The 22,836-nt window shown below is 52.5% G+C and carries 23 protein-coding genes; 5 read left to right on the forward strand and 18 right to left on the reverse strand.

Features of this window, described 5'->3' with window-relative positions; genetic code table 11:
• Positions 1 to 183: 183 nt before the first annotated feature.
• Positions 184 to 2,271, forward strand: coding sequence for an ATP-dependent DNA helicase RecG (recG, locus tag AUQ42_RS10765; protein WP_068519079.1), 2,088 nt, complete (start codon positions 184 to 186; stop codon positions 2,269 to 2,271).
• A gap of 60 nt (positions 2,272 to 2,331) precedes the next feature.
• On the opposite strand, the gene AUQ42_RS10770 is transcribed toward recG, so the two are convergent.
• Positions 2,332 to 3,198 (reverse strand): DUF502 domain-containing protein, encoded by an 867-nt coding sequence (locus AUQ42_RS10770; protein WP_068519080.1) that lies wholly within the window; start codon positions 3,196 to 3,198, stop codon positions 2,332 to 2,334.
• 200 nt (positions 3,199 to 3,398) lie between these two features.
• Here AUQ42_RS10770 and AUQ42_RS10775 point away from each other — a divergent pair, with 200 nt between their 5' ends.
• Together AUQ42_RS10775 and AUQ42_RS10780 are read left to right on the forward strand one after the other, a co-directional pair.
• Positions 3,399 to 3,674, forward strand: coding sequence for a hypothetical protein (locus tag AUQ42_RS10775; protein WP_068519081.1), 276 nt, complete (start codon positions 3,399 to 3,401; stop codon positions 3,672 to 3,674).
• On the forward strand, positions 3,655 to 4,107 hold the full coding sequence (locus tag AUQ42_RS10780) for an NUDIX hydrolase (RefSeq protein ID WP_068519082.1): 453 nt from the start codon (positions 3,655 to 3,657) through the stop codon (positions 4,105 to 4,107). Before AUQ42_RS10775 ends, AUQ42_RS10780 begins: the two co-directional genes overlap by 20 nt.
• 105 nt (positions 4,108 to 4,212) lie before the next feature.
• Here AUQ42_RS10780 and rpoH read toward each other — a convergent pair whose 3' ends face one another.
• Positions 4,213 to 5,082, reverse strand: a complete 870-nt coding sequence (rpoH, locus tag AUQ42_RS10785; protein WP_068519083.1) for an RNA polymerase sigma factor RpoH — start codon at positions 5,080 to 5,082, stop codon at positions 4,213 to 4,215.
• A 621-nt stretch (positions 5,083 to 5,703) separates the two neighbouring features.
• Between rpoH and AUQ42_RS10790 the strand changes: the two genes are divergently transcribed.
• Positions 5,704 to 6,237: a YchJ family protein gene (locus AUQ42_RS10790; protein WP_068519214.1), complete on the forward strand. Its 534-nt coding sequence runs from the start codon at positions 5,704 to 5,706 to the stop codon at positions 6,235 to 6,237.
• Here the strand turns inward: AUQ42_RS10790 and AUQ42_RS10795 are convergent.
• From AUQ42_RS10795 to AUQ42_RS10845, 11 genes are all read right to left on the reverse strand, one after another.
• Complete coding sequence (locus tag AUQ42_RS10795) at positions 6,218 to 6,637, reverse strand: NUDIX hydrolase (RefSeq protein WP_231856740.1); 420 nt, start codon at positions 6,635 to 6,637, stop codon at positions 6,218 to 6,220. The genes AUQ42_RS10790 and AUQ42_RS10795 overlap by 20 nt on opposite strands.
• A gap of 356 nt (positions 6,638 to 6,993) precedes the next feature.
• Positions 6,994 to 7,518, reverse strand: coding sequence for a single-stranded DNA-binding protein (gene ssb / locus AUQ42_RS10800; RefSeq protein WP_068519085.1), 525 nt, complete (start codon positions 7,516 to 7,518; stop codon positions 6,994 to 6,996).
• 58 nt (positions 7,519 to 7,576) lie between these two features.
• Positions 7,577 to 8,050 (reverse strand): GAF domain-containing protein, encoded by a 474-nt coding sequence (locus tag AUQ42_RS10805; protein ID WP_156480874.1) that lies wholly within the window; start codon positions 8,048 to 8,050, stop codon positions 7,577 to 7,579.
• 143 nt (positions 8,051 to 8,193) lie between these two features.
• Complete coding sequence (locus tag AUQ42_RS10810; RefSeq protein WP_068519087.1) at positions 8,194 to 9,264, reverse strand: sn-glycerol-3-phosphate import ATP-binding protein UgpC; 1,071 nt, start codon at positions 9,262 to 9,264, stop codon at positions 8,194 to 8,196.
• Between the two features lie 58 nt (positions 9,265 to 9,322).
• Positions 9,323 to 10,177, reverse strand: a complete 855-nt coding sequence (gene ugpE, locus AUQ42_RS10815) for a sn-glycerol-3-phosphate ABC transporter permease UgpE (RefSeq protein ID WP_068519088.1) — start codon at positions 10,175 to 10,177, stop codon at positions 9,323 to 9,325.
• 10 nt (positions 10,178 to 10,187) lie between these two features.
• Positions 10,188 to 11,066, reverse strand: coding sequence for an ABC transporter permease subunit (locus tag AUQ42_RS10820; RefSeq protein ID WP_068519089.1), 879 nt, complete (start codon positions 11,064 to 11,066; stop codon positions 10,188 to 10,190).
• Positions 11,067 to 11,149: 83 nt separating this feature from the next.
• Positions 11,150 to 12,448: an extracellular solute-binding protein gene (locus tag AUQ42_RS10825; RefSeq protein ID WP_068519090.1), complete on the reverse strand. Its 1,299-nt coding sequence runs from the start codon at positions 12,446 to 12,448 to the stop codon at positions 11,150 to 11,152.
• 434 nt (positions 12,449 to 12,882) lie between these two features.
• Positions 12,883 to 13,740: an ABC transporter permease gene (locus AUQ42_RS10830; protein WP_068519091.1), complete on the reverse strand. Its 858-nt coding sequence runs from the start codon at positions 13,738 to 13,740 to the stop codon at positions 12,883 to 12,885.
• Between the two features lie 9 nt (positions 13,741 to 13,749).
• Positions 13,750 to 14,631, reverse strand: a complete 882-nt coding sequence (locus tag AUQ42_RS10835) for an ABC transporter permease (protein ID WP_068519092.1) — start codon at positions 14,629 to 14,631, stop codon at positions 13,750 to 13,752.
• Positions 14,628 to 15,737 (reverse strand): ABC transporter ATP-binding protein, encoded by a 1,110-nt coding sequence (locus tag AUQ42_RS10840; protein ID WP_068519093.1) that lies wholly within the window; start codon positions 15,735 to 15,737, stop codon positions 14,628 to 14,630. Before AUQ42_RS10840 ends, AUQ42_RS10835 begins: the two co-directional genes overlap by 4 nt.
• Before the next feature lie 123 nt (positions 15,738 to 15,860).
• Positions 15,861 to 16,952 (reverse strand): extracellular solute-binding protein, encoded by a 1,092-nt coding sequence (locus AUQ42_RS10845; RefSeq protein ID WP_068519094.1) that lies wholly within the window; start codon positions 16,950 to 16,952, stop codon positions 15,861 to 15,863.
• 51 nt (positions 16,953 to 17,003) lie between these two features.
• Between AUQ42_RS10845 and AUQ42_RS10850 the strand changes: the two genes are divergently transcribed.
• Positions 17,004 to 17,237, forward strand: a complete 234-nt coding sequence (locus AUQ42_RS10850) for a hypothetical protein (protein WP_068519095.1) — start codon at positions 17,004 to 17,006, stop codon at positions 17,235 to 17,237.
• A gap of 20 nt (positions 17,238 to 17,257) precedes the next feature.
• Here the strand turns inward: AUQ42_RS10850 and AUQ42_RS10855 are convergent, their stop codons facing one another.
• From AUQ42_RS10855 to AUQ42_RS10875, 5 genes are all read right to left on the reverse strand, one after another.
• Positions 17,258 to 18,376, reverse strand: a complete 1,119-nt coding sequence (locus AUQ42_RS10855) for an ABC transporter ATP-binding protein (RefSeq protein WP_068519096.1) — start codon at positions 18,374 to 18,376, stop codon at positions 17,258 to 17,260.
• Between the two features lie 27 nt (positions 18,377 to 18,403).
• On the reverse strand, positions 18,404 to 19,252 hold the full coding sequence (locus tag AUQ42_RS10860) for a carbohydrate ABC transporter permease (protein WP_068519097.1): 849 nt from the start codon (positions 19,250 to 19,252) through the stop codon (positions 18,404 to 18,406).
• Positions 19,253 to 19,264: 12 nt separating this feature from the next.
• Positions 19,265 to 20,203, reverse strand: coding sequence for a carbohydrate ABC transporter permease (locus AUQ42_RS10865; RefSeq protein WP_068519098.1), 939 nt, complete (start codon positions 20,201 to 20,203; stop codon positions 19,265 to 19,267).
• A gap of 173 nt (positions 20,204 to 20,376) precedes the next feature.
• Complete coding sequence (locus AUQ42_RS10870) at positions 20,377 to 21,639, reverse strand: ABC transporter substrate-binding protein (RefSeq protein WP_068519099.1); 1,263 nt, start codon at positions 21,637 to 21,639, stop codon at positions 20,377 to 20,379.
• Positions 21,640 to 21,685: 46 nt separating this feature from the next.
• Positions 21,686 to 22,573, reverse strand: coding sequence for an N-acetylmuramic acid 6-phosphate etherase (locus tag AUQ42_RS10875; RefSeq protein ID WP_068519100.1), 888 nt, complete (start codon positions 22,571 to 22,573; stop codon positions 21,686 to 21,688).
• Positions 22,574 to 22,836 lie beyond the last annotated feature (263 nt).

A 22,836-nucleotide genomic window follows, 5' to 3' on the forward strand; every position in this document is an offset into this window, starting at 1 on the left:
CTGTCTGCAATTCTGTGGCATGGTTTTTACGGTAAAATACGATCCGGGTCCATGGTGCCGATCACCTGAATTTGCATCAATTGGTGACTTGCCGGTTGTCCCGCGATAATTTTGTTGTATACCCGTGCCATAAACGCAATTGTTCTATTAACGTTCTCATCAAAAGTTGCAACCAAAACCGTCATGCGCCCGGAAATTCTGTTCCCGCTTTTTGCTGAAATCGACGCCCTGCCGGGCATTGGTCCACGGTTAAAGCCGCTTGTTGCCCGGTTGATTGGCGGAGAACATGTAGCCGATCTACTATGGCACTTGCCATCCGGGATCATTGATCGTCGCTTATCCCCGCCGTTAAGCGAAACAATTGACGGGTCGGTCGTAACAATGGATGTGTGGGTCGAGCGACATGATCCTTCGCCCAACCGCCGCCGTCCTTACCGTGTGATTTGCAAAACCCAAAGCGGCACGCTGGTTCTGGCGTTTTTCAATGCACGCGCAAAATACCTGAATGACGTTTTGCCGGTGGGCGAAAAACGCATTGTTTCGGGAAAAATTGATCATTATCGCGGCGAATATCAGATTACCCATCCCGACCGGATCGGGACAGAGGCCGAACGTGACGAAATTCAAACGGTTGAGCCGGTCTATCCGATGTCTGCTGGCGTTACCGGCAAAACATTGACCAAAGCCGCACGCGCAGCCCTTAGCACCCTGCCCGACTTGCCGGAATGGCATGATCCGGCACTTGTTGCGCGCCATAAATGGCCGGACCTTAAAACGGCCCTGAATATTGTTCATAATCCGCAAGATGACACAGATCTGTCGCCCGATCATCCGGCGCGCAAACGACTGGCCTATGATGAATTGCTGGCAAATCAGCTAGCCCTTGCACTTATCCGCGCCAAGATGCGCAAGCTTGGCGGACGTGTGACCAAGGGGGATGGCGCGCTTCGTGATGCGTTGGCGGGCCACCTGCCCTTTGCCATGACAGGCGCGCAGCAACGCGCGTTAACGGACATCTATGCCGATATGGCAAGCGAAGGTCGCATGTTGCGTCTTTTGCAGGGGGATGTTGGTTCGGGCAAGACAGTGGTTGCCCTGATGGCGATGCTGAATGCGGTCGAATGCGGGCGTCAGGCAGCATTGATGGCCCCGACTGAAATTCTGGCCCGGCAACATTTTGAAACGATTGCCCCCTTGCTTGAAAAGATCGGGGTCAGTTGCGCAATCCTGACCGGACGGGACAAGGGAAAATCCCGCAAGGCATCGCTGGAAGGTTTCGCAAGTGGCGAAGTCCAGATTGCGGTCGGAACACATGCACTGTTTCAGGATGACGTGGTGTTCAGGGACCTTGCCTTTGCCGTGGTCGACGAACAGCACCGGTTTGGTGTGCATCAACGATTGATGCTGGCGGGCAAAGGTCAGGCCGTGGATGTGCTGGTGATGACGGCAACCCCGATCCCAAGGACACTGACCCTGACCGCGTTCGGCGATATGGAAGTTTCGCGTCTTGACGAAAAACCGCCCGGTCGCAAGCCGGTGGATACGCGCGTGCTTCCGATCGACAAGGTCGATGATGTGATTTCCGGCATTGGGCGCGCGATCCGTACCGGCACAAAGATCTATTGGGTGTGTCCGCTGGTGGAGGATTCAGAAGTGCTGGATCTGCAAGCAGCGGAAGAACGCTATCGTGTGTTGGTGGAGCTTTTTGGTGAAAGCCGTGTCGGCCTTGTTCATGGCAAGATGAAGGGCAAGGAAAAGGACGAGGTCATGGAGCGTTTTGCCCATGGCGAGACGTCCATCCTGGTTGCGACAACGGTTATCGAAGTCGGGGTGAACGTCCCCGAGGCAACCATCATGGTGATCGAGCATTCAGAACGTTTTGGTCTGGCACAGCTCCATCAGCTGCGTGGCCGCATCGGGCGTGGTGATGCAGCATCCACCTGTTTGCTGCTATATGGCAGTCCGCTTGGTCAGGTGTCGAAATCACGCCTTAAAATCATGCGCGAAACCGAAGACGGCTTTGTAATTGCCGAGGAAGATTTGAAATTACGCGGCGCCGGCGAGGTTCTGGGGACGCGGCAAAGCGGTCTTCAGGAATACCGCCTGGCAAATCTGGAGCTTCATGGGGATTTGCTGGCGATTGCACGCGATGATGCAAGGCTGATTGTTGATCGCGATCCGGATTTGCAAAAGGCGCGCGGCGAAGCGTTGCGCTTGTTGCTGTATCTGTTTGAACGTGACGAGGCCGTACGCTATTTCCGGTCGGGCTAGAAATGACAAAGGGCGCCCGATATCTGGCGCCCTTTGATTTGTGCTGCAAGCTTTAACAGGCTATGCGTCTTCGCGTGTTTTACCATCCTTTGGGGATGTATCCGCATCCGGATCGATGCGCGCGGGAATATCGCGCGAAACCAAAATCGGTACATTTTCCTTTTCACGAAGCACATCCACATCTTCATAGGTCTTTGCCGCGACCTTTGGCTGGCTTTGTTCTTCGGGCGGACGGCGGTCCGGCGGGGTAACGATACCCCCGGACATGACCATTTTGATCGCTTCTTCCACCGTCATGTCGAGAATGATGATATCGCGACGCGGCACGAACAACAAAAAGCCCGATGTCGGGTTCGGGGTCGTCGGCAAGAAAATGTTGATGACCGTGTCTTCGGTAAGGTTTTGCACCTCGCCCTTGGTCTGGCCGGTAATAAAGCCGATCGCCCACATCCCGCGACGCGGATATTCCAGCAACACCGCCTGCCGGAACGCATTGGACTGGTTGGCCAACACGGTTTCAAGAATCTGTTTTACCGCGCTATAGATGCTGCGCACGGCCGGAATGCGGCCGAGAATGCGCTCGTAAAGCTTGATCAGTGCGCGGCCGGCAAAGTTGGTCGTAAACCAGCCGACAATGGTAATGAAGACCAGAACGACCAGAAGTCCGAGGCCGGGAATGCCGTAATCCTGATAGCCCGCCGGCAGATATGTTTCGGGATTGTAGTGTGACGGGATTAGTGGGATGACTTTGCTATCGACAAACTCGATAAACCACCAGGCCAGACCGAACGTGATTGCAAGCGGCGCGCTTACAAGAATACCTGTCAGAAAATATGCCCGCATCCGGGCGAAAAAGCCCGGGCTGGGAAGAACATGACCGGAACCCTGATTTTCCGTATCATTTGTGTCGTCGCGCTTGGCGTTCATTGATCACCTGTGCTGAAGTGCCGCAACCAGATAGCTATTGGTAAGAATAGCCTTTGGTATTTAGTATTTGTAAGTAAGAATATGGCATTGCTGCGACATGGGATCGGGTTTCCCCGTTCCTTGAAGTGATAGCAGTATTCAAGTTTGCGGCGCAACCAAACAAACCGCAAATAGGCAAACAGAACCGTTGTGGAGACGTTTTGAAGGTCTGGATAGTCGAATATATTTACGACAATGATGGCTCGGTCGGGGTGAAAACGGCCAAGGTCCGGGCCCCGGATTATGAAGCCGCACGGCAATTCGCCCTTGGCGACGCGCCTGCGCTGGATTTCGTGATGTCTTTGCATCCGGAATCCGAAGACCAGTTTCTCGGTACAACCGGCATTCGTGCGCGCGAAATGACCGGTCAGGTAGTTCACGAAGTCCCTGATCCGGACGATGATTTGGAAGAAGATGATGACGATTTCCGAGCTTGACGAAAGAACGTTTTTACCGCGGCCGATGATCGGTGTTGGTGCGGTTGTCTGGCATCAGGATCATGTCCTGCTTATTCAGCGTGGCAAGGAACCCAATATCGGTAGCTGGAGCATTCCCGGTGGCGCGCAAGAGATCGGCGAAACCGTTCGCGATGCAGTATGCCGCGAGGTCATGGAAGAAACCGGTGTTAAAATTTCAAGTCCGATCCTGGTCGATACGGTTGATCTGATTTCACGAACCGAAGACGACAAGGTGGAATATCACTATACCCTGATTGATTTCGTTGCGGTTGCCCTTAACCCCGACATCAGTCTGGGGGGTGATGCGGCCGATGCAAAATGGGTGAAGGTTGGCGATGTCACGAAATACGGTTTGTGGAGCAAAACCGTCGACGTGATCGCGAAATCCCGCGCGGTTCTTGAAGGCCGTTAATTGCCCAAGCCCCCAAGCCCCCAAGCCCCGAAACGGGGCTGCTGGCAGATACAAAAAAGGCGGCACATCAAGGTGCCGCCTTTTGATTATTTGCTTCCTGCCCGATCAGGCTTGTGCATGCTGCATCAGAACGCTTTCCTGTAGCTTTTTGAAAGCACGGGCTTCCAACTGACGGACACGTTCACGGCTGACACCAAAGCGTTCACCAAGCTTTTCAAGCGTGATCGGATCATCGCTCAGGAAACGGGCCTTGATGATTTCCTGTTCGCGTTCGGGCAATTCACCAAGTGCGTTTTTCAGCATGCCGTTATGAAGAACACGTTCCTCGGCATCAGCAACGATTGCTTCCGGGCTTGGTGCATCCGATGACAGGGTATCGAGATATTCCATCCCCTCGTCTTTTGGCATCGGCGTATTCAGCGAGAAATCACGCGCCGCCAGGCGACGGTTCATTTCAAGTGCTTCACGGCCGGTTACACCAAGCTTTTCGGCAACCTGATCAGCTTCATCCGGGGACAATTCGCCATTGTCATAGATATTGAGCTGACGTTTTGCCTTGCGCAGGCTGAAGAACAGTTTCTTCTGCGCGGCCATGGTGCCGAGTTTGACCATGGACCAGCTTTGCAGAATATATTCGGTTACCGCAGCACGGATCCACCACATCGCATAGGTCGACAGACGGAAACCGCGTTCCGGATCAAATTTCTGCACGGCACGCATCAGGCCGGTATTGCCTTCGGCAACCAGGTCGGCCATAGGCAAGCCATAGCCGCGATACCCGAATGCAATTTTGGCAACAAGACGCAAGTGGCTGGTCACAAGTTTGTGGGCGGCCGCGGTGTCATCATGATCCTGATAACGATGGGCCAGCATGTATTCTTCGTCCGCGGTAAGCATCGGAAACTTCCAAACTTCGCGGAGATAACCCGAAAATCCCTCATCCTGGGGAACGGCTGGTAATTTAATGGCGCTCATTCTATGTCCTCCTGAGAGGTTTACGCGTCGACATCTGTATTGAATACGGAGTCCGTCAAAGATTAGATGACGCGCAAACACTGTCGGTTGTGAATTTATTCACTTGGACGACCGGAATTTAATGGGAGATATCGCAAGTCCGGTCGCAATTTCATTCCATAGGTGTCTATGGAAGAGGACAGCAGACGCTAATAAGAAGTTCATTCATGGTGTCTCATCCTTACATGAAGCAAATCGACAAGTTACATGTCCGCCAATAGGCCGGACTTTGATCCGGCGGTGCCTTTGGGCCCCCACCCGCAATTCTTAATATATCTAAACCTGACCAAATCAGTCAAGAACTTCTGACCAGTATTTCAGTTATATTAATCATCCAATATCAGCATTTTACGATCGATAGCCGACAAACCCTGTCGGGTACTCGGAATGCCAATAATTCACGGTAAAATCGATATGAGGCGAAACAAAGGCAAGCTGTCCAAATTCGGTGTCACTGATGACCCTTAGTCAAATACACGGTTCCAAGGTGACCAAAAGGTAACCGTCGAAATCAAAGGAACTGGTATCCGCGAACCGCCTGATATAGGGTCGCGCACCATGCTTGATTACCGGGAATATCGTATGTCTGCTTTTCCATCGACAAATCCGTGCCCCTGCGGCAATCGGGAAACCTATGGTGATTGTTGTGGCCGGCTCCATGCGGGCGACAGCATGCCGGAAACAGCCGAAAAGCTGATGCGATCACGTTATAGTGCTTTTGTCGTTCGCAATGGTGACTACCTTGCGGGAACTCTTGCCCCGGAAAAACGGGCGGATTTCGATGCCGATGGGATCAGGGATGATCAAACCCAGTGGACCGGACTTCAAATCATTGACCGCGCAAAGGGTGGAATCCTCGATCAGACGGGTATTGTTGAGTTTGTCGCAAGCTTCATTGAAAACGGACAAACATATCAGTTGCATGAACGGTCAAATTTCGTTCGACGTGACGGCAAGTGGTTCTATGTTGATGGCGTCTTTCCATCAGAAGACCAGTCGGCCGCTATTGCCACCCAGGGCACAAGTGAAGTTGCCGCCGGTAAAGGCGGCAAAGCCGGGCGTAATGATTCCTGCCCGTGCGGATCGGGGAAAAAGTTCAAGAAGTGCTGCGGCTAGCAGAGCTGACAAATTCCAGTGCCCAGCGATGAAACGGTCTGATTAGACTGTCATGGGCTTCCTGATACGGCATCCAGACCAGTTCGTGGTCGTCTTCAAGCGGCGGGCCGAGTTTTTCTGTCAGTTCGCATTCAAAGAAGGTGCCACGTTTAAGGCGGTATCTGCCTTTGGCGAAATTGTTCACATATTGTGATGCAAATCCCAGACGGGAAATAATCCGGATGCGATATCCGGACTCTTCATAGGCTTCGCGATAAAGGGCATCCTGTTCGCTTTCACCCGGCTCAACCCCGCCCCCCAGAAGAACGATCCCCTTGGGTGTGCGCGCAACAGCAACCTTGCCCTCGCCATTTCGAATAACGGCATAGGAGCAGTCCTGAACAACATAGCTTTGCCCCATGCGCGGGGTTCCAAAAACTGGGCCTACCAAATCGGATCTACTTGCCTTCTGAAATGATTGCCGTTGCCAGCAAATATCCGGGTTTCTATTTGATTTGTAACGCGATAGCACGATCTAACAATGCTTGGCAACGCGTAGAAACACATGAACCATTGAGTTTCCAAACCTGCCAAACAGGTCTGGTTTTCTGATTGAAATCATCTTTGCACGAAAGTCACAATCTGTCTGTTGTTGATCATGTCACAAAAAAGGACCGTCAATAGAGACAGCGTACGGAATGAACTTACTGCTTTATGAAAACACCCCGAAACAGCTTTGTTCCGGGGTGTTTTGAAGATCATGTCAGTGATGAATTCTTAGAACGGAATTTCGTCATCCAGGTCCGGTGCGCCGGCCGGTGCGGAACCGCCGCCCGACGATCCGCCGTTACCCCAGCCCGCGTCAGAACCGCCGCCGAAGCCGCCATTGTCAGAGCCGCCATAACCGCCGCCGGATGATGAACCGCCACCCATGCCGCCGCCACCTTCGCCGCGGTTATCAAGCATGGTCAGGTTGGAGTTAAAGCCTTCAAGCACGACTTCGGTCGTATAGTTGTCCTTGCCGTCCTGTCCCTGCCATTTGCGGGTGCGCAGCTGGCCTTCGATATAAAGCTTGCTGCCTTTTTTGACGAAGCGTTCGACAACGTCTGCAAGGCCTTCGTTGAAGACTACAATGCGATGCCATTCGGTACGCTCGCGGCGCTCTCCAGACTGACGGTCGCGCCACTGTTCGGAGGTCGCAATGCTGAAATTGGCGATTTTCTTACCGGCCTGGGTGAACCGGATTTCAGGATCGCGCCCGAGGTTCCCGACGAGAATGACTTTATTGACACTACCAGCCATGGGTTATCTTCCAAGTTTGTGTTGTCCGCTGTCCCGAATGATCAGGACTTGTGAATTATCATTGCGCAAAAATGCGCTGCATTAAAGTTTCAAGTGAAACGCGATCCGTTTCATCAAACGAGCCATACTCGACACTATCCACGTCAAGCACCGCAATCAACTGTCCATCACGATTGATGACCGGAACGACGATTTCGGAATTGGAACGGCTGTCGCACGCGATATGTCCCGGAAATGCGTGCACATCGGCAACAAGCTGGGTCTCGCGGGTGGCAGCAGCAGTTCCGCATACGCCACGACCGAATGGAATGCGCAAGCAGCCCAGCGTGCCCTGATACGGGCCGACGACCAGTTCATTTTCCTTTTTGGGATCAACCACGTAAAAGCCGGTCCAGAAGTAATAATCAAACTTCTCCGACAGGATGCACGATACGGTCGCCATCAATGCGGTGACGTTCGTTTCGCCCTCTGTGATGCTGATCAGTTCTTTTTCTGCTTCGGCATACAGGGATTTTTTAATGTCTGGCTGCACGGTGATCTCCATGTTCTTTGACGATACGAACTACCCCGTTCGCCCCCTGCGAGACAAGGGCAAATTGACCGATAGACGAAACAAAAATACCCCCGGCACAGGATATATGCCGGAGGTATGTGACATCAGCTTGTAAACAGCGATTAAAGACGCTTGCCACTTTCCGTATCGAACAGATGAATTTTGTCTGCCGGCACTGTTAGACCAAGGGCATCATTTCTGGAAAAGTTGTGCGTCCCTTGTAGGCGAAGCGTGACATTGTCGGCCTTGCTTCCGAAATCCAGATAAACAAGGGTTTCAGCCCCAAGGGATTCCACCATGCGGACAGTTGCATTGATCGTTCCCTGCCCGGCTTGCGCGATGCTGAGATGTTCCGGGCGGATGCCCGCTACAACAGCCCGTCCACCAGCAATATTATGGTCGATATCAAGCATCACCCCATCGCCGACAGTCACATGTTTACCATCGTCGAAAATAACACCATCGAGGAAGTTCATCGCCGGGGATCCAATGAACCCTGCCACGAACCGGGTTGCCGGCTTTTCATATATGTCAATCGGCGTTCCGATCTGTTCGGCAATGCCGCCATTCATGACAATCAGACGATCGGCAAGGGTCATGGCTTCGACCTGGTCATGGGTGACATACACAGACGTAATGCCAAGACGCTGCTGAAGGTTCTTGATTTCAAGGCGCATATCAACGCGCAGCTTGGCATCAAGGTTTGAAAGCGGCTCGTCAAACAGGAAGACTTTGGGCTGGCGAACAATTGCGCGGCCCATGGCAACGCGTTGACGCTGCCCACCGGAAAGCTGACGAGGTTTGCGATCAAGGTGATCTTCAAGCTGAAGAATTCGGGCTGCTTCGCGAACCTTGCTTTCGATATCGGCCTTGCTGTAGCCGCGATTGCGAAGACCATAAGCCATATTGTCAAAATTGTTCATGTGCGGATAAAGCGCATAGTTCTGAAACACCATCGCAATATCGCGATCAGCCGGTGCCACTTTGTTGACGACCTTGCCATCGATGCTGATTTCACCGCTTGAAATGCTTTCAAGGCCGGCGATCATGCGCAGCAAGGTTGATTTTCCGCATCCGGACGGTCCGACAAGGACGGTAAATTCGCCATCTTCAATGGCAAGATCAATGCCATGAATGGCCTTGAAGCCGTTCGGATAGGTCTTTTCAGCCTGATTAAGGGTAACTGTTGCCATCGTGGTATCCTGTATTCGGATCAGTTGTTGTCAGCTCAGCAAGTGTCGGGAGACAGAATTATTTCTCTGTCTCGACCAGACCCTTTATGAACATGCGCTGGAAGATGACCACCACCAGAACCGGCGGAATGGTGGCCATGATTGTTAGGGCAAATGCCTTGGGAAACTGCGGGATTTGTCCGCCTTCATATAGCGAGTTATAGACCTGCTTGATGCCGATCACGATGGTATAAAGCTGATCATCAGTGGTCATCAGAAGCGGCCAGAGATACTGGTTCCAGCCAACGACAAACATGATGATAAAGATCGCAGCAATCATGGTGACCGAAAGCGGCACAAGAATATCGATAAAGAACCGAATGGGCCCTGCCCCGTCCAAACGGGCGGCTTCAAGTAGTTCATCCGGGACCGAGCGGTAAAACTGCCGGAAAAAGAAAGTCCCGGTCGCCGATGCAATCAGCGGCAGGATCAGCCCGGTATAGGTGTTTAACAAGCCAAGGTTTGCCACCACCTCGTATGAGGGCACAATACGTACCTCAAGGGGAAGCAACAGGGTCGAAAAGATCACCCAGAAAAGCGGCACCGCCAGTTTGAAGCGGAAATAGACAATCGCATAGGCCGCCATCATCGAGATAATGACTTTGCCAATTGCAAAGCCAAGCCCCAGCACCATGCTGTTAAACAGCATTTCAAGAGCGGTGACCCTGCCCTTTGTGGCCGACGGATCAAACAGGATTGCCCCGTAATTATCGATCATATGTCCACCCGGCCAGAATTGCAGACCGTTCTGGAAAATGAATTCACGGGTATGCGTCGATGACGCAAAGGCAATCCAGACCGGCATGATCATAAAGAGCGCGCCCAAAATCAGAATTGTGTGGTTGGTAAAAATTCGCCATTTCGACTGATACATCTGGGGCCCCCTAGTAATGCACTTTGCGTTCGATGAACCGGAACTGGAACACCGTCAGTACGCTGACCATGATCATCAGAAGCACCGACTGGGCCGAACTGCCGCCAAGATCCGCACCGATGAACCCATCGACATAGACCTTGTAAACAAGGGTCGCCGTGGCCCCGCCCGGCGAACCTTTGGTCGATACGTCAATGATGCCAAAGGTTTCAAAGAACGCGTAGGTCAGGTTGATCACCAGCAGGAAGAATGTCGTTGGTGCCAAAAGTGGGAATGTAATCGTCCAGAAACGCCGTTCAGCACTTTTGCAATCAAGTGTGGCTGCTTCCTGAACCGATTTCGGAATTCCCTGAAGGCCGGACAGGAAGAAAATGAAATTGACGCTGACCTGCTTCCAGACCGCAATCAGAATGACGACAAAAGCCGCATCATTGGCATTCTGGATATGATTGAATTCAAAGCCGAAACTGTTGAAGGCCTTGTAAAGATCGCCCATCAACGGGTTAAACATCATATTGCCCAGCAATCCGGCCACCGGCGGCGCAATCGCATATCCCCACATCAGAAGTGTCCGATAGGATTTTGCCCCGCGAATGACCTCGTCTGCACGAACGGCCAGGAAAAGTGAAATTGCGATCGAAATAACCGCAACCAGTACCGAAAAGATCACTGTAAAGATCGCAGACCGGCTCCAGGACGCGCTTGACAGTACATCCTCGAAATTGCGGAACCAGACGAACTGCGACGACATGCCAAAAGCGTCTTCAAGCAGGAAGGACTGGTAAACCGCCTGTGCGGCAGGCCACAGGAAAAATATCGAAATAATCAAAATCTGGGGTGCAATAAAAAGATACGGCACCGCGCTATGTTCAAATTGTACGCGCTTCATCGCTCACGCCACCATTAATCACGTCCGGAAAATGCAAAACAGGGCGACCAGCAATGGGCCGCCCCGCATTTGCGTAAGGCTGTTTAGTTGGAATAGGTGTCGTTGAAGCGCTTCAGAAGGCCGTTGGCTTCTTCTTCGATCGTGTTGAAGGCCGCATCAACGGTTTCTTCGCCGTTCATGATTTTGTCGACTTCACGATAGATGACTTCGCGGATCTGGACATAAAAACCAAGACGGTACCCTTTGGTCCAGTCGCCACCTTCTTCAGACAGCTGCTGAATGCCGACTTCTGCATCCGGGCTTTCTTTGTAATAGCCGTCTTTTTTCGCCAGTTCATATGCCGCATTGGTGATCGGCACATAACCGGTTTCCTTGTGCCAGTAATACTGGGTTTCCGGCTTGGTCAGGAATTGGAAGAATGCGGCAACGCCTGCATCTTCTTCTGCGCTATGGCCCGAGAAAGCAAACAGCGAAGCACCACCGATGAAGGTTGATTTCGGGGCATCACCAACGCCTTTCCAGTACGGAAGGGTCGACGTACCAAAGTCAAACTGTGCCGACTTGCGAAGGCCACCGAAGGAGCCGGAGGAACCGATCCACATGGCAACCTGCTGCTGAACGAAGGCGTCCTGGTTCGCGCCCCATGCACGGCCGTAATAGCCATAATATCCGGCGTCTTTCCAATCCTTGACGTGCTGCCAGTGATCTTTCAGCGCATCGTTGTTATAAAGGATTTCAACGTCAGTGCTGTCATAACCGTTATTGGCAGTGGCCATCTGCAGGTTGTGACGGGACATGAAGTTTTCAAAGAAGATCCACGGGCTGTGCGATTGGGCAAGCGCGATATAGCCAGCTTCTTTAAGCTTCGGAGCTGCTTCTTCGAATTCCTGCCAGGTCTTCGGTACATCAACACCGGCTTTGGCAAGGGCTTCCTTGTTGTAATACAGAAGCGGGGTCGAGCTGTTGAACGGCATTCCGATCATCTTGCCGTCAGAATCGGCATAGAAATAACGAACGCCCGGGATGTAATCATTGATGTCAAATTTGACGTTGTTTTCTTCAAGCAGGTCCTGAACCGGCTTAACAGCGCCTTTTGCGTTAATGATCGTTGCCGCACCGGCGTCGAAGATCTGGATGATGTTCGGCTGGTTTTTCGCGCGGAATGCCGCGATACCGGCGGTCATGGTGTCTTCGTAGCCACCCTTGTTTACGGCTACAAGGTGGTAGTCGGACTGGCTCGCATTGAAATCTGCGGTGATCTGATCAACCACACCGCCAAGCGCGCCGTCCATGGCATGCCACCAGGTGATCTCCGTTGCTGCTTCTGCGGTGTTGCCAAGTGCAAACACAGCAGCCGCTGCCATAAGCGTCTTGCGAAACATGATCTGTTAGCTCCCAATTAAAAAGACATCTGCGTCAAACCGCCTGTTGCCCGGTTCGCCACGACGCATTTGTTTTCTGTCGGGAGACCTGTTTCCTCAAGTGACAGTTTTCGGAAATTTACTTTTTGAACGCGCAAATGATCAATATAGCGCCGCGATGCCGTCTAAAAACTCACAAACTGATGCATGGTTATGTTCACATGAACAGTAGGGAATAGTGAAGTGCACGGCCATTTTTCCACTTGTCGTGGCTCGCTTCATTGCGAAATCAAGTTCTCAACTGCCGTCAATGTTAATTTTTTATTGCGATTTAATGACAATTGTTAAAGCGGAGATGATCAAGACTTGGGACTAAAAGCGACCACAACAAAACAAAGGGCGGCATTTCTGCCGCCCTTTCATTTTGTTCGCAACTGAACGTACATGTGCCCCGATCAGTTTTTACTGTCGCGCTGGACAAAGACCGACAGCAACGCCAACCCGCCGGAAACAACCATCAGAAGCAGTGATAACGCATTCAGAACAGGTGTTGACCCCTGTTTTAAGCGGTCAAACATGGCAATGGTCAGCGGCGCGTCAGAACCGACCAGCATCAAGGTCGTATTGAAGTTTTCAAATGACATCAGAAACGCGACGATCCCGGCGCCGATCAATGCCGGCTTCAGGAAGGGAATGGTGATCGTCCACAGTGCGGCCCGCCGTGTCGCCCCAAGGTTCAAGGCGGCTTCTTCAAGACTGACGTCGAATTTGCGAAGGCGCGCGGATATCACAAGCGTCGTGATGGTCGTGACAAAGGCGAACTGGCCAATAATCACCAAAAACAGCCCCGGACGCAGAAATTCGAGGTCCCAGCCGATCGCTTTTTCGATGCCATTGGCAATCGCGTTCGAGAACACCAGAATGGATATCCCCAGAATAACCCCGGGGATTACCAGAGGCGATAACGAAACAATATAAAGCAGGTTCTTGCCGGGAAACTTGCTGCGTTCGAACAGAAACGCGTTACATGTTCCAACTGTTACGGACAGAACCGTAACCCAGAAGGCAACAAACGCCGAAACGCCGACACTTTCAAGAAGCTTGGTGTCATTGAAAATGCCGATATAGGGATCTTCATTCCCGAAAAACCACGCCAACGTACCGCCTTCCCACGGCATTGACGGAAACAGGCTGTCATTGAAGGCAAATACGCCAACGACAATCAGCGGTGCGCTCAGATAAACAAAGAACAACGCAATATAGGTCGAATACAAGCCCTTGTAGAATTTGGGCTGTGGAATGCTTGGTATCATGTCTTCCCCCTAGCCCACGGTTTCCGAAAGCGTCTGTTTGCTGAGTTTCAGGCCAACCCAGACAATTACGGACGACAATATCAGCAACAGGAACCCAAACGCCGAGCCGGATTCCCAGTTAAAGCGTGTGATGAACTGGGTATAGATTTGCTCTGTGAACCACAGGCTGTCTTTCCCGCCCAAAAGATTTGGGGTCAGATAATTGCCCAGCGTCAGCATGAAGACCACGATACAACCGGACGCAATACCGGGCATTGCATGCGGGATAACGATATCGCGGGTCACGGTAAATGCATTCCCGCCCAGGTCATAACCGGCCTCAATCAGGCTGTCATCCAGACTGTCGAGAACCGACACAAGGGGGACAACCATGAACAACATGGATGTGTAAACAAGGCCAACCATGATAGCCGCATCGTTATAAAGCATTTCAACCGGGCCATCCGCAAGGCCAGCCCATTGCAGGAAGTTGCTGATTACACCGCTTTCCCGCAAAAGGATCATCCAGCCAAAGGTCCGCACAAGCTCTGACACCCAGAACGGGATAAGGCACATCAGGAACAGAACGTTCTTGCCTTTGCCTCGCATCACTTTGGCGATGTAATAGGAAACCGGAAAACCGATAATCAGGGTCAAGGCCGTTGCGAAAATAGACATGACCGCAGTGCGGACATAGGTGTTCCAATACAGGGGTTCAGCAAAGAATTCGATATAGTTGATCAGGCTGAATTCATATTTCCCATACGAAATACGTTCGCGCATCGACACCAGAAAAAGATCAACATGCGGAAGAATAACCAGCAGAAACAGCCACAGCAGCAACGGCATTGCCAAAAGCAGCAAGCCGAAGCGGAAAGTGCCGCCCGCGGTTATGGACGCGGATTTGTTCATGCCCCTGCTCCGCTTTGGTTAGCAGCAAAGCATCGGGTATTTTCAACAGTCCAGCCAAGTGTGATTTCGTCACCGGCCCGCACCGACGCATACGCACCGGTTTGCGGTAGTGCCACCGTCATCTCGTGACCGGTTGCAACATCACGAACCTGCAGGCTGCTTGCCGCACCATTAAACAGAACGTTCTCCACCTTGGCGGAAATGGTGTTTTCAGCACCACTGGCCCCGTCAATTGCGATGGCTTCGGGGCGGACAAAGATTTCGACATTCTGACCTTCGACCAAGGGCATATGCACATCGCGTTTGGCCAACACCTTGCCGCCAGTCGGAAGAATGACTTCGACCTTGTTGTCATCACCGCTACCGATTGTTCCGGTCCACCGGTTGCTTTCTCCAACGAAGCCGGCAACGAATGCTGTTTTCGGGTTGTAATAGAGATCTTGTGGTGCGCCCACCTGCTCAAAACGGCCGGCATTCATGACGGCAACCTGATCCGACATTACCAGCGCTTCGGACTGGTCATGGGTGATATAGACAAAGGTGGTGCCGATCTCGTGCTGAAGCTGTTTGAGTTCGACTTTCATATGTTCGCGCAACTTAAGATCAAGCGCGCCCAATGGCTCGTCAAGAAGAAGCACAGCCGGGTCAAGCACCAGACAGCGGGCAATGGCGATACGCTGTTTCTGACCGCCGGAAAGCTGATTGACCTGTTTGGGGCCGGCATCGGGTAACCCGACACGCGCCAAGGTTTCGTTGACCTTTTTGGCAATCGTTTGTTTGTCAACGCCGCGCCGTTTCAGACCATAGGCAACGTTTTCCGCGACATTCATCATCGGAAACAGGGCCAAATGCTGAAACACCATATTGACCGGTCGGCGGTTTGGCGGAACGCCCAGCACCGATGATCCCTTGATCAGGATGTCGCCGGATGTCGGCGCCTGAAACCCTGCCAGCATCCGAAGAAGCGTCGTTTTGCCACATCCGCTTGGACCCAGGATCGAGAAAAAAGAACCCTTCGGGATCGCAAGGGAAATGTCATTGACGGCGGTAAAGTCGTCAAAGGTTTTGACCACATTGCGGCATTCAAGGTCAAATTGGTCAGCCATAGGAGCCCTGTTCACGTTATTTTTGTTGGTGGAGCCTGTTGAACGGTTATTGCCGTTCCTGAAAGCACGATATCCCCGGCACATAAATATGCCGGGGACAAAGGTGTTTGGAAACGTGTTCCGTTAGTTCGACTGTGCTGCTTTCACACGGTCAAGGGTCTTGCCTTCGAGCACTTCCAGACCAGCCGGAACCGTCGGATACCACTTGATGTTGTCAAGATCAGCCGGCGGGAAACTGCCCTGGAACTGAGCTTTCAGCTTGTCATCTGCAAACTCGTCGGCACCTTTGGACGCGGTGAAGTTACCGGCACTTGCCGTGATTTTGGCAGCGATTTCCGGCTGCATCACAAAGTTGATCCACTTATAGGCGGCATCTTCGTTTTTGGTCTTGCGCGGCAAGGCAAAGGTATCGATCCAGCCAAGCGCACCAGACTTCGGCGCAACAAAGGTGATGTCGGCATTGTCGTTATTGAGTTTCCAGCCGCCGGTATCCCACGCCATTGCGGCAACAACTTCACCCGAACGCACCAGGTTGAGCAGCGCATCGCCGCCTTCCCAATAGGTTTTCACGTTGGCTTTGCATTCGATCAGCTTGGCTTCAACTGCATCAAGGATTTCCTGATACTTGGCTTCGTCACCATAAGCGGCAAACGGATCCATACCCATTGCATAGGCAAAACCGATCAGCGTCGGGCGTTTCAGACGATAGGAAACCTTGCCGGCTACTTCCGGTGCGCAAAGATCGGTATAGTCTTTGACAGCCGCGGCTTTGGAAGTGTCAACGATCAGGCCGCTCGTACCCCATACGTGGGGTACGCCATACACTTCGCCGTCAACGGTGGTGTTTGATTTGGTTGCGTCGAGCATCGACGGAATGAATTTGTCGCTGTCAATTTTGCCAAGATCGATCGGCTTGTAGATGCCATATTCAAGCTGTGCACCTGCAATGCGATCCTGGGACGGCTGAGCAAGATCGAAACCGCCGCCGCCAGTAGCGCGCAATTTCGAGATCATGTCTTCGTTGTTCGACAGCGTCACTTCAACATCAATGCCGGTTTCTTTTTCGAACAGCTCGACAACTTCGTCAGGGGCATAGCCACCCCAGGTCAGCAGACGAAGTTCTTCAGCCTGAGCAGCCGAAACAAGCGAAACCATTCCTGCAAGTGCTGTAAGGCTGAGCAAGGAACCACGCAATGCGCCGTGTTTTTTTGACATTTTGAACCCTCGTAATAAACGTGATGGCATTTCCCTGTAGCCGGACCGCGCATGCCATTTGGCTTTTGTTTCGTTCCGGCACGGAGCAATATCGCAAACATTGTTGTTGATACGAAAGAAAAAAGGTCATTTTTTCTTTCTTTTGAACAAATCACGTTCATTTTTGCGCCGACACCCGCATCAGGGCAAGTTAAAGTTCTGCAACAATTAATCGACCTTGACGGTCGGTGCGCCCCCAAACGCCAAAAGGCGCCGGTTGTGGCGCCTTTTGATCCGAAGTCCTGAGATTGGAAGCTTTGTGAAATCTATTCTTCCGCGCTGAATTCAGCCGGACAATCGACTTTCTGGTACGCTTTGCCCGTGTCATTGAAAAGATGCGCGGCACCGGCTGGTGCGGATGCTGTAACGGTTTCACCGATTTTGACACGGCTATGTCCCGGCGCGCGAACTGTGACCCGGTCACCATTGGCAAGCTTCAAATACAAATAGGTAGAGTCGCCCAGCTTCTCGACCACATCGACCACGCCACTGACAGTAAGCGCGCCTTCGTCGCCAAGTCCAAGATGTTCGGGGCGAATGCCAAGCTCAACCTGTTTGCCGATGTCAGCCTGATCAACATTGAACGGCAGAACCGATTGCATGCCCCCGGGGACGGAAACTGTGGCCTGCCCCTGCCCGACGGCATCAATAGTGACCTTGGTGAAGTTCATGGCCGGTGACCCGATAAAACCGGCAACAAAGCGGGTTTCCGGATGATGATAAAGCTGCATCGGCGATCCGACCTGCTCGACATTCCCGCCATTCATCACGACGATCTTGTCCGCCAGTGTCATGGCTTCGACCTGATCGTGCGTGACATAGATGATTGTTGATTTCAGGTCCTGATGCAGCTTGGCAATTTCAATGCGGGTCTGGACACGCAATGCGGCATCAAGGTTGGACAACGGTTCGTCAAACAGGAAGACCTTGGGTTGGCGCACGATCGCACGGCCAATCGCAACGCGCTGGCGCTGACCACCTGAAAGCTCGGACGGACGCCGGTCAAGAAGCTGATCAAGTTGCAGGATGCGGGCGGCTTCGCGTACCCGGGCATCGATTGCCGCCTTGTCCTGTTTGTCGAGCTTAAGCCCGAAGGCCATGTTTTTGTATACCGTCATATGCGGATAAAGTGCATAGGACTGGAACACCATGGCAATACCGCGATCACGCGGGCTTTTGGTGTTTACCACCTCTCCATCGATCATCAGATCGCCGCCCGTGATGTCTTCAAGGCCTGCAATAATTCGCAACAAGGTTGATTTGCCGCAGCCCGAAGGGCCAACAAACACGACGAATTCACCGTCTTTGACATCCAGATCAATGCCGTGCAGCACATCCACAGCGCCATAGCTTTTGCGGATCTGGTCAAGTTTCAAGTCAGCCATTTATTCAAAGCTCCTATCAGCCAACAGTTACTTCACAGCGCCGGATGTCAGGCCACGAATGAGTTGTCGGGAGAAAATCAGATAAAGGATAAGGATCGGAATGATCGCAAGGCTCAGCGACGCCAGCACCGCATTCCAGTCTGTCACATACTGGCCAATAAATTGCTGCACACCAAGGGTGATGGTCTGCTTGCCGTCACCGGGTGCAAGGATCAGCGGGAACCACAGATCATTCCAGATCGGGATCATTGTAAATACAGCAACCGTCGCAACGGCGGGCCGGATCAAAGGCAAAATGATCGCAAAGAAAATCTTGAACTCCCCGACCCCGTCGCATCTTGCGGCTTCTTTCAAATCCTTGGGAATTTGATGCATGAATTCGGTCAGGATAAAGATTGCCAAGGGCAAGCCTTGTGCGACATAGACCAGTACCAGCGCCGTCAGGGTGTTGACCAATCCCATATCAACAATCAGGTTCAGGATAGACACCGACCCCAGACGGATCGGCACCATGATGCCAATTGCAAGATACAGGGCCAATGCGGTGTTGCCTGGAAACTTGTATTCCGACAGCGCCCATGCCGCCATTGCTGCCAACAGCAGAACAATAACGATGGTCACGATGGTCACGGTAAAGCTGTTATAGAAAAACAGCTCGAAATTGGATTTCGCCAGAACCTTGGTGAAACCTTCAAGACTGAAGGTCTCCGCATTCGGCAAGCCCATCGGATCGCGAAAGATCCCTTTGCGCGTCTTGAAAGCATTGATGACCACAAGAAAAATCGGATAAAGCGCAACCAGGGTATAGGTCAGCAAGATCGCGTGCACGATGACTGCGCGGCTGGCGTCTTCTCTGCGGATGTTTGCAAAACTCATATTCGCCCCCGACTACAGCTGATAACGCGCCAGTCGGCGCTGAATGGCGAACAGATAGAACAGAACGCCTGCCAGAATGATCAGGAACATCAAGGATGCAACGGTGGCGCCCAAATGCGGATCGCCCAGCTGCAACTGATAACCAAAGAATGTGCGATAGAACAAGGTGCCCATGATATCGGTCGAGAAGTTGGGGCCGGCCAACGCACCCTTTACCGCATATATCAGATCGAATGCATTGAAATTACCGACAAAAGTCAAAATCGACACCATCGCGACAGTCGGCAAAACCAATGGCAGTTTGATGTGAATGAAGACTTCGAAATGGGTCGCGCCATCAACAATGGCCGCATCCACCAGATCGTCCGGAATGGCCAGCAAGGCCGCATAGATCAGCATCAAAGGAATGCCGACCCACTGCCAGACCGAAATGAAGGAAAGCGTAATCAGTGCACTGCCTTCTTTGCCAAGCCACGGCCCAAACAGCGACTTCAGGCCAACAATATCAAGCAGGTCCGCGCCAACTCCCCAAACCGGGCTCAGGATCAACTGCCAGATAAAGCCGACAATCACGACTGATAACATGGTCGGCATGATCATCATGGTGCGATATGTGTTGCGGAACCGCAATTGCGGCAGGCTCAGAATACCGGCCAGCGCAATACCGATCGGGTTCTGGATCAGCATATGAACCGCAAAGAACTTCATATTGTTCCAGAAGCTGTTCCAGAAGGTCGCAGACCAGTCCGGATCCGCCAAAATCGTGCGGTAATTGTCAAGGCCGACAAAAGCCGCCTCACCGCCGCTTGGCGTTGCGTAGAAGCTTAACCGGATGGAATCAAGCAGCGGATAGATCATAAACAGTGTGTAAATGATCGTTGCTGGGGCCAGAAAGGCAATCACAGGCAGTTTTGCCTTGCGCCAATCGGTCATGGGGCCGGAATGCGCCATACCCTGTCCTGTTATCCAAGATTTAAAAGAATGAAGACCTGCTTGGGTCTTCTGTAATCAGTGAACCGCAGTTTCGCCCGGCGGTCGGGCTGCTTGCCTGCAATGGCACGGCAAACATCAACGATGAATGAAGGATGGCAGAAACCGGTCGTTCCCGCCATCCTTTCAGTTCTTTACTGGTGCGGTGCGTACCATTTCGCCAGACCAGCTTCCGCAGCGCCGGCTGCTTCTTCCGGGGTCAATGTACCGTTGATAACCTGGGCGGAAAGGTTCCACAGGTCGTTTTCAAGGTTCGGCGTGCCACGCGAAAGGATCTGGTATGAGTTACGAATGGTGGACTCGCACTTCTGGCGCCAGCTTACAAACTCGCTGGCGACCGGATCGGTTACTTCGACCGTGTGGTTCGACAAGGAGAAGAAGCCCGGCAGCGCGTTGGAATAAAGCTCGGCAAATTCCGAACCGGTCATCCATTCAAGAAACAGCTTCGCTTCGGCTGCGTTTTTGGAATCCGCATTCAGACCAAGTGCAATATCGGTGTGGTCACTGATATAGCAGGTGTCTGCACCGGCTGCTGCGGGCGGCGGGAATGCACCGAACTCGAAATCGGCCTGGTTGTTAAACAGCGAAATGTCCCAGGAACCTGCCGGATAAACGGCGGCACGACCAAGCGAGAACAGGTTCTGTGCATCCGGATAGGAAATGGCTTCATAGCCGTCCGGAAGGTAGTTTTTCCAGCTTGCCAGTTCCTTGAACGTGTCGACATAGGCGGCATCGGTGAATTTTGCGCTGCCATCGATCAATGCCTTGCGGCCTGCTTCACCGTCCCAGTAGTTGGGGCCGATATTCTGGAAGCCCATGGTGGCTGCTTCCCACTGGTCCGCGGTGCCCATCGCCATCGGGATGTAGCTGCCGTCTTCCTTGATCTTATCAAGGGCAGCATAAAACTCTTCGCGGGTTTTCGGGACTTCAACGCCAACTTCTTCAAAGGCTTCCTTGTTATAGATGAAGCCATGAATGACCGATGCCATCGGCAAGCAGAAAGTGACTGCGCCATCGTCGGTCTGCCAGGCAGATTTGGCAACGTCCGAGAAGTTGTCCATGCCTTTAAGGTCATCAAGAGCGGCAAGATTGCCCTGCTTGTAAAGTTCAAGCGATGCATCAAACGGACGGCACGTGATCAGGTCACCCGCGGTACCACCAGCCAGTTTTGCGTTTACCGATGCGTTATATTCGGTCGGCGGGGTCGGCTTGAACGACACCTTGATGTCAGGGTGAACTTCATTGAATGCCGGAATGATTTTTTCATTCCAGATATCAATATCGTCATTGCGCCAGCTTTCAATTACGAGTTCGCCTGCAGACGCCATCAACGGAACCAGGGCGACACTTGCCGCCAGGGCCCCGGCCAGGCCTTTTGTTAAGACTTTATTCGACATTTATGCCTCCTCTGATCAATGTCGGCGGACTGGCACCGTGTTGATGTCAGTTCCTGTACTCAAGTGCCGCCCGGAGATTTCCATTAGACAGCGCAAGAATTTCTTTTGCCCGGTCGGGGCTGTGGCCCTTGGTCATCAGCACCGCCACGCGGATATCGAAATCGGATTTTTCAAGGGCGTCTGATGCAAGTTCGGCGTCGCAAGATGCAATATGCGAAACGATCCGTACTGCCCGGTCCCGAAGTTTGATGTTCTCGGCGCGCATGCCAACCATCAGGTTGTCGAACAATCGGCCCAACTTGTTCATCACAAGGGTCGACAGAATGTTCAGGGCTGCTTTTTGCGCGGTACCGGCCCCCATGCGGGTGGATCCGGCAACCACTTCCGGCGCGCTATCAAGAAAGATACCGGTTTCTGCGACGCCAAGAATTTTGCCATCCTGATTGTTACAGATGCCCACCGTGAAGGCCCCGCGATCACGGGCAAGTTCGAGCGCGCGCACCGTGTAAGGGGTCGCGCCGCTGGCAGCGATCGCGATTACCGCATCATTTTCTGAAATGTTGTTCTGGGAAATTTCGCGTTCGGCAAGGCTGGTATCATCCTCGGCACCATTGAATTCGTTCGGCGCACTTTGAACCCCGCCAGCCAGCATCACGATGGTATGGCTTTCAGGCCAGCCAAAGGTGCCGCCAAGTTCCTTAGCATCTTGCCAGGCGACAGTGCCTGATGTTCCGGCTCCGACGTAAACGAGACGCCCGCCGCCCCCCAGGCGGCGTGCTATCCCGTTGGCGGCTGTCGCCAAATCCCCCAGGATCGGACCAACCGAGACCACAGCGCGCATCTGGCCTTCCCACAAGGCCATAAGGAAATCGGCGTCGGACCATTGATCCAACCCGGCAAATCGCGAATCAAAATCTTCTGTGCGTGATGCCATTTTTCCGTCTCCCTCTGCAAATTAAATACCATTGTGATACCAGCAACGCAAGCTGCTTGATGAATAATTTGTGCCACAGCTCGGATATCGGGAGATATCTCTAGTTAAAACAACGTATTATATAAGGATATCAATTTTGCGCAAAAGCTTCTGCGTATATGTACGGACTCCAAACTCAGACCAGTAACAGTTTTAGTGGCGTTATATTGGTATTGCTTTTTAAGATACCACTCTGCTATGCTCGCCTAATGAATGAGAAGGCA

Source organism: Thalassospira sp. MCCC 1A02491, assembly GCF_001613785.1.
GTDB classification, from domain to species: Bacteria; Pseudomonadota; Alphaproteobacteria; order Rhodospirillales; family Thalassospiraceae; genus Thalassospira; species Thalassospira povalilytica.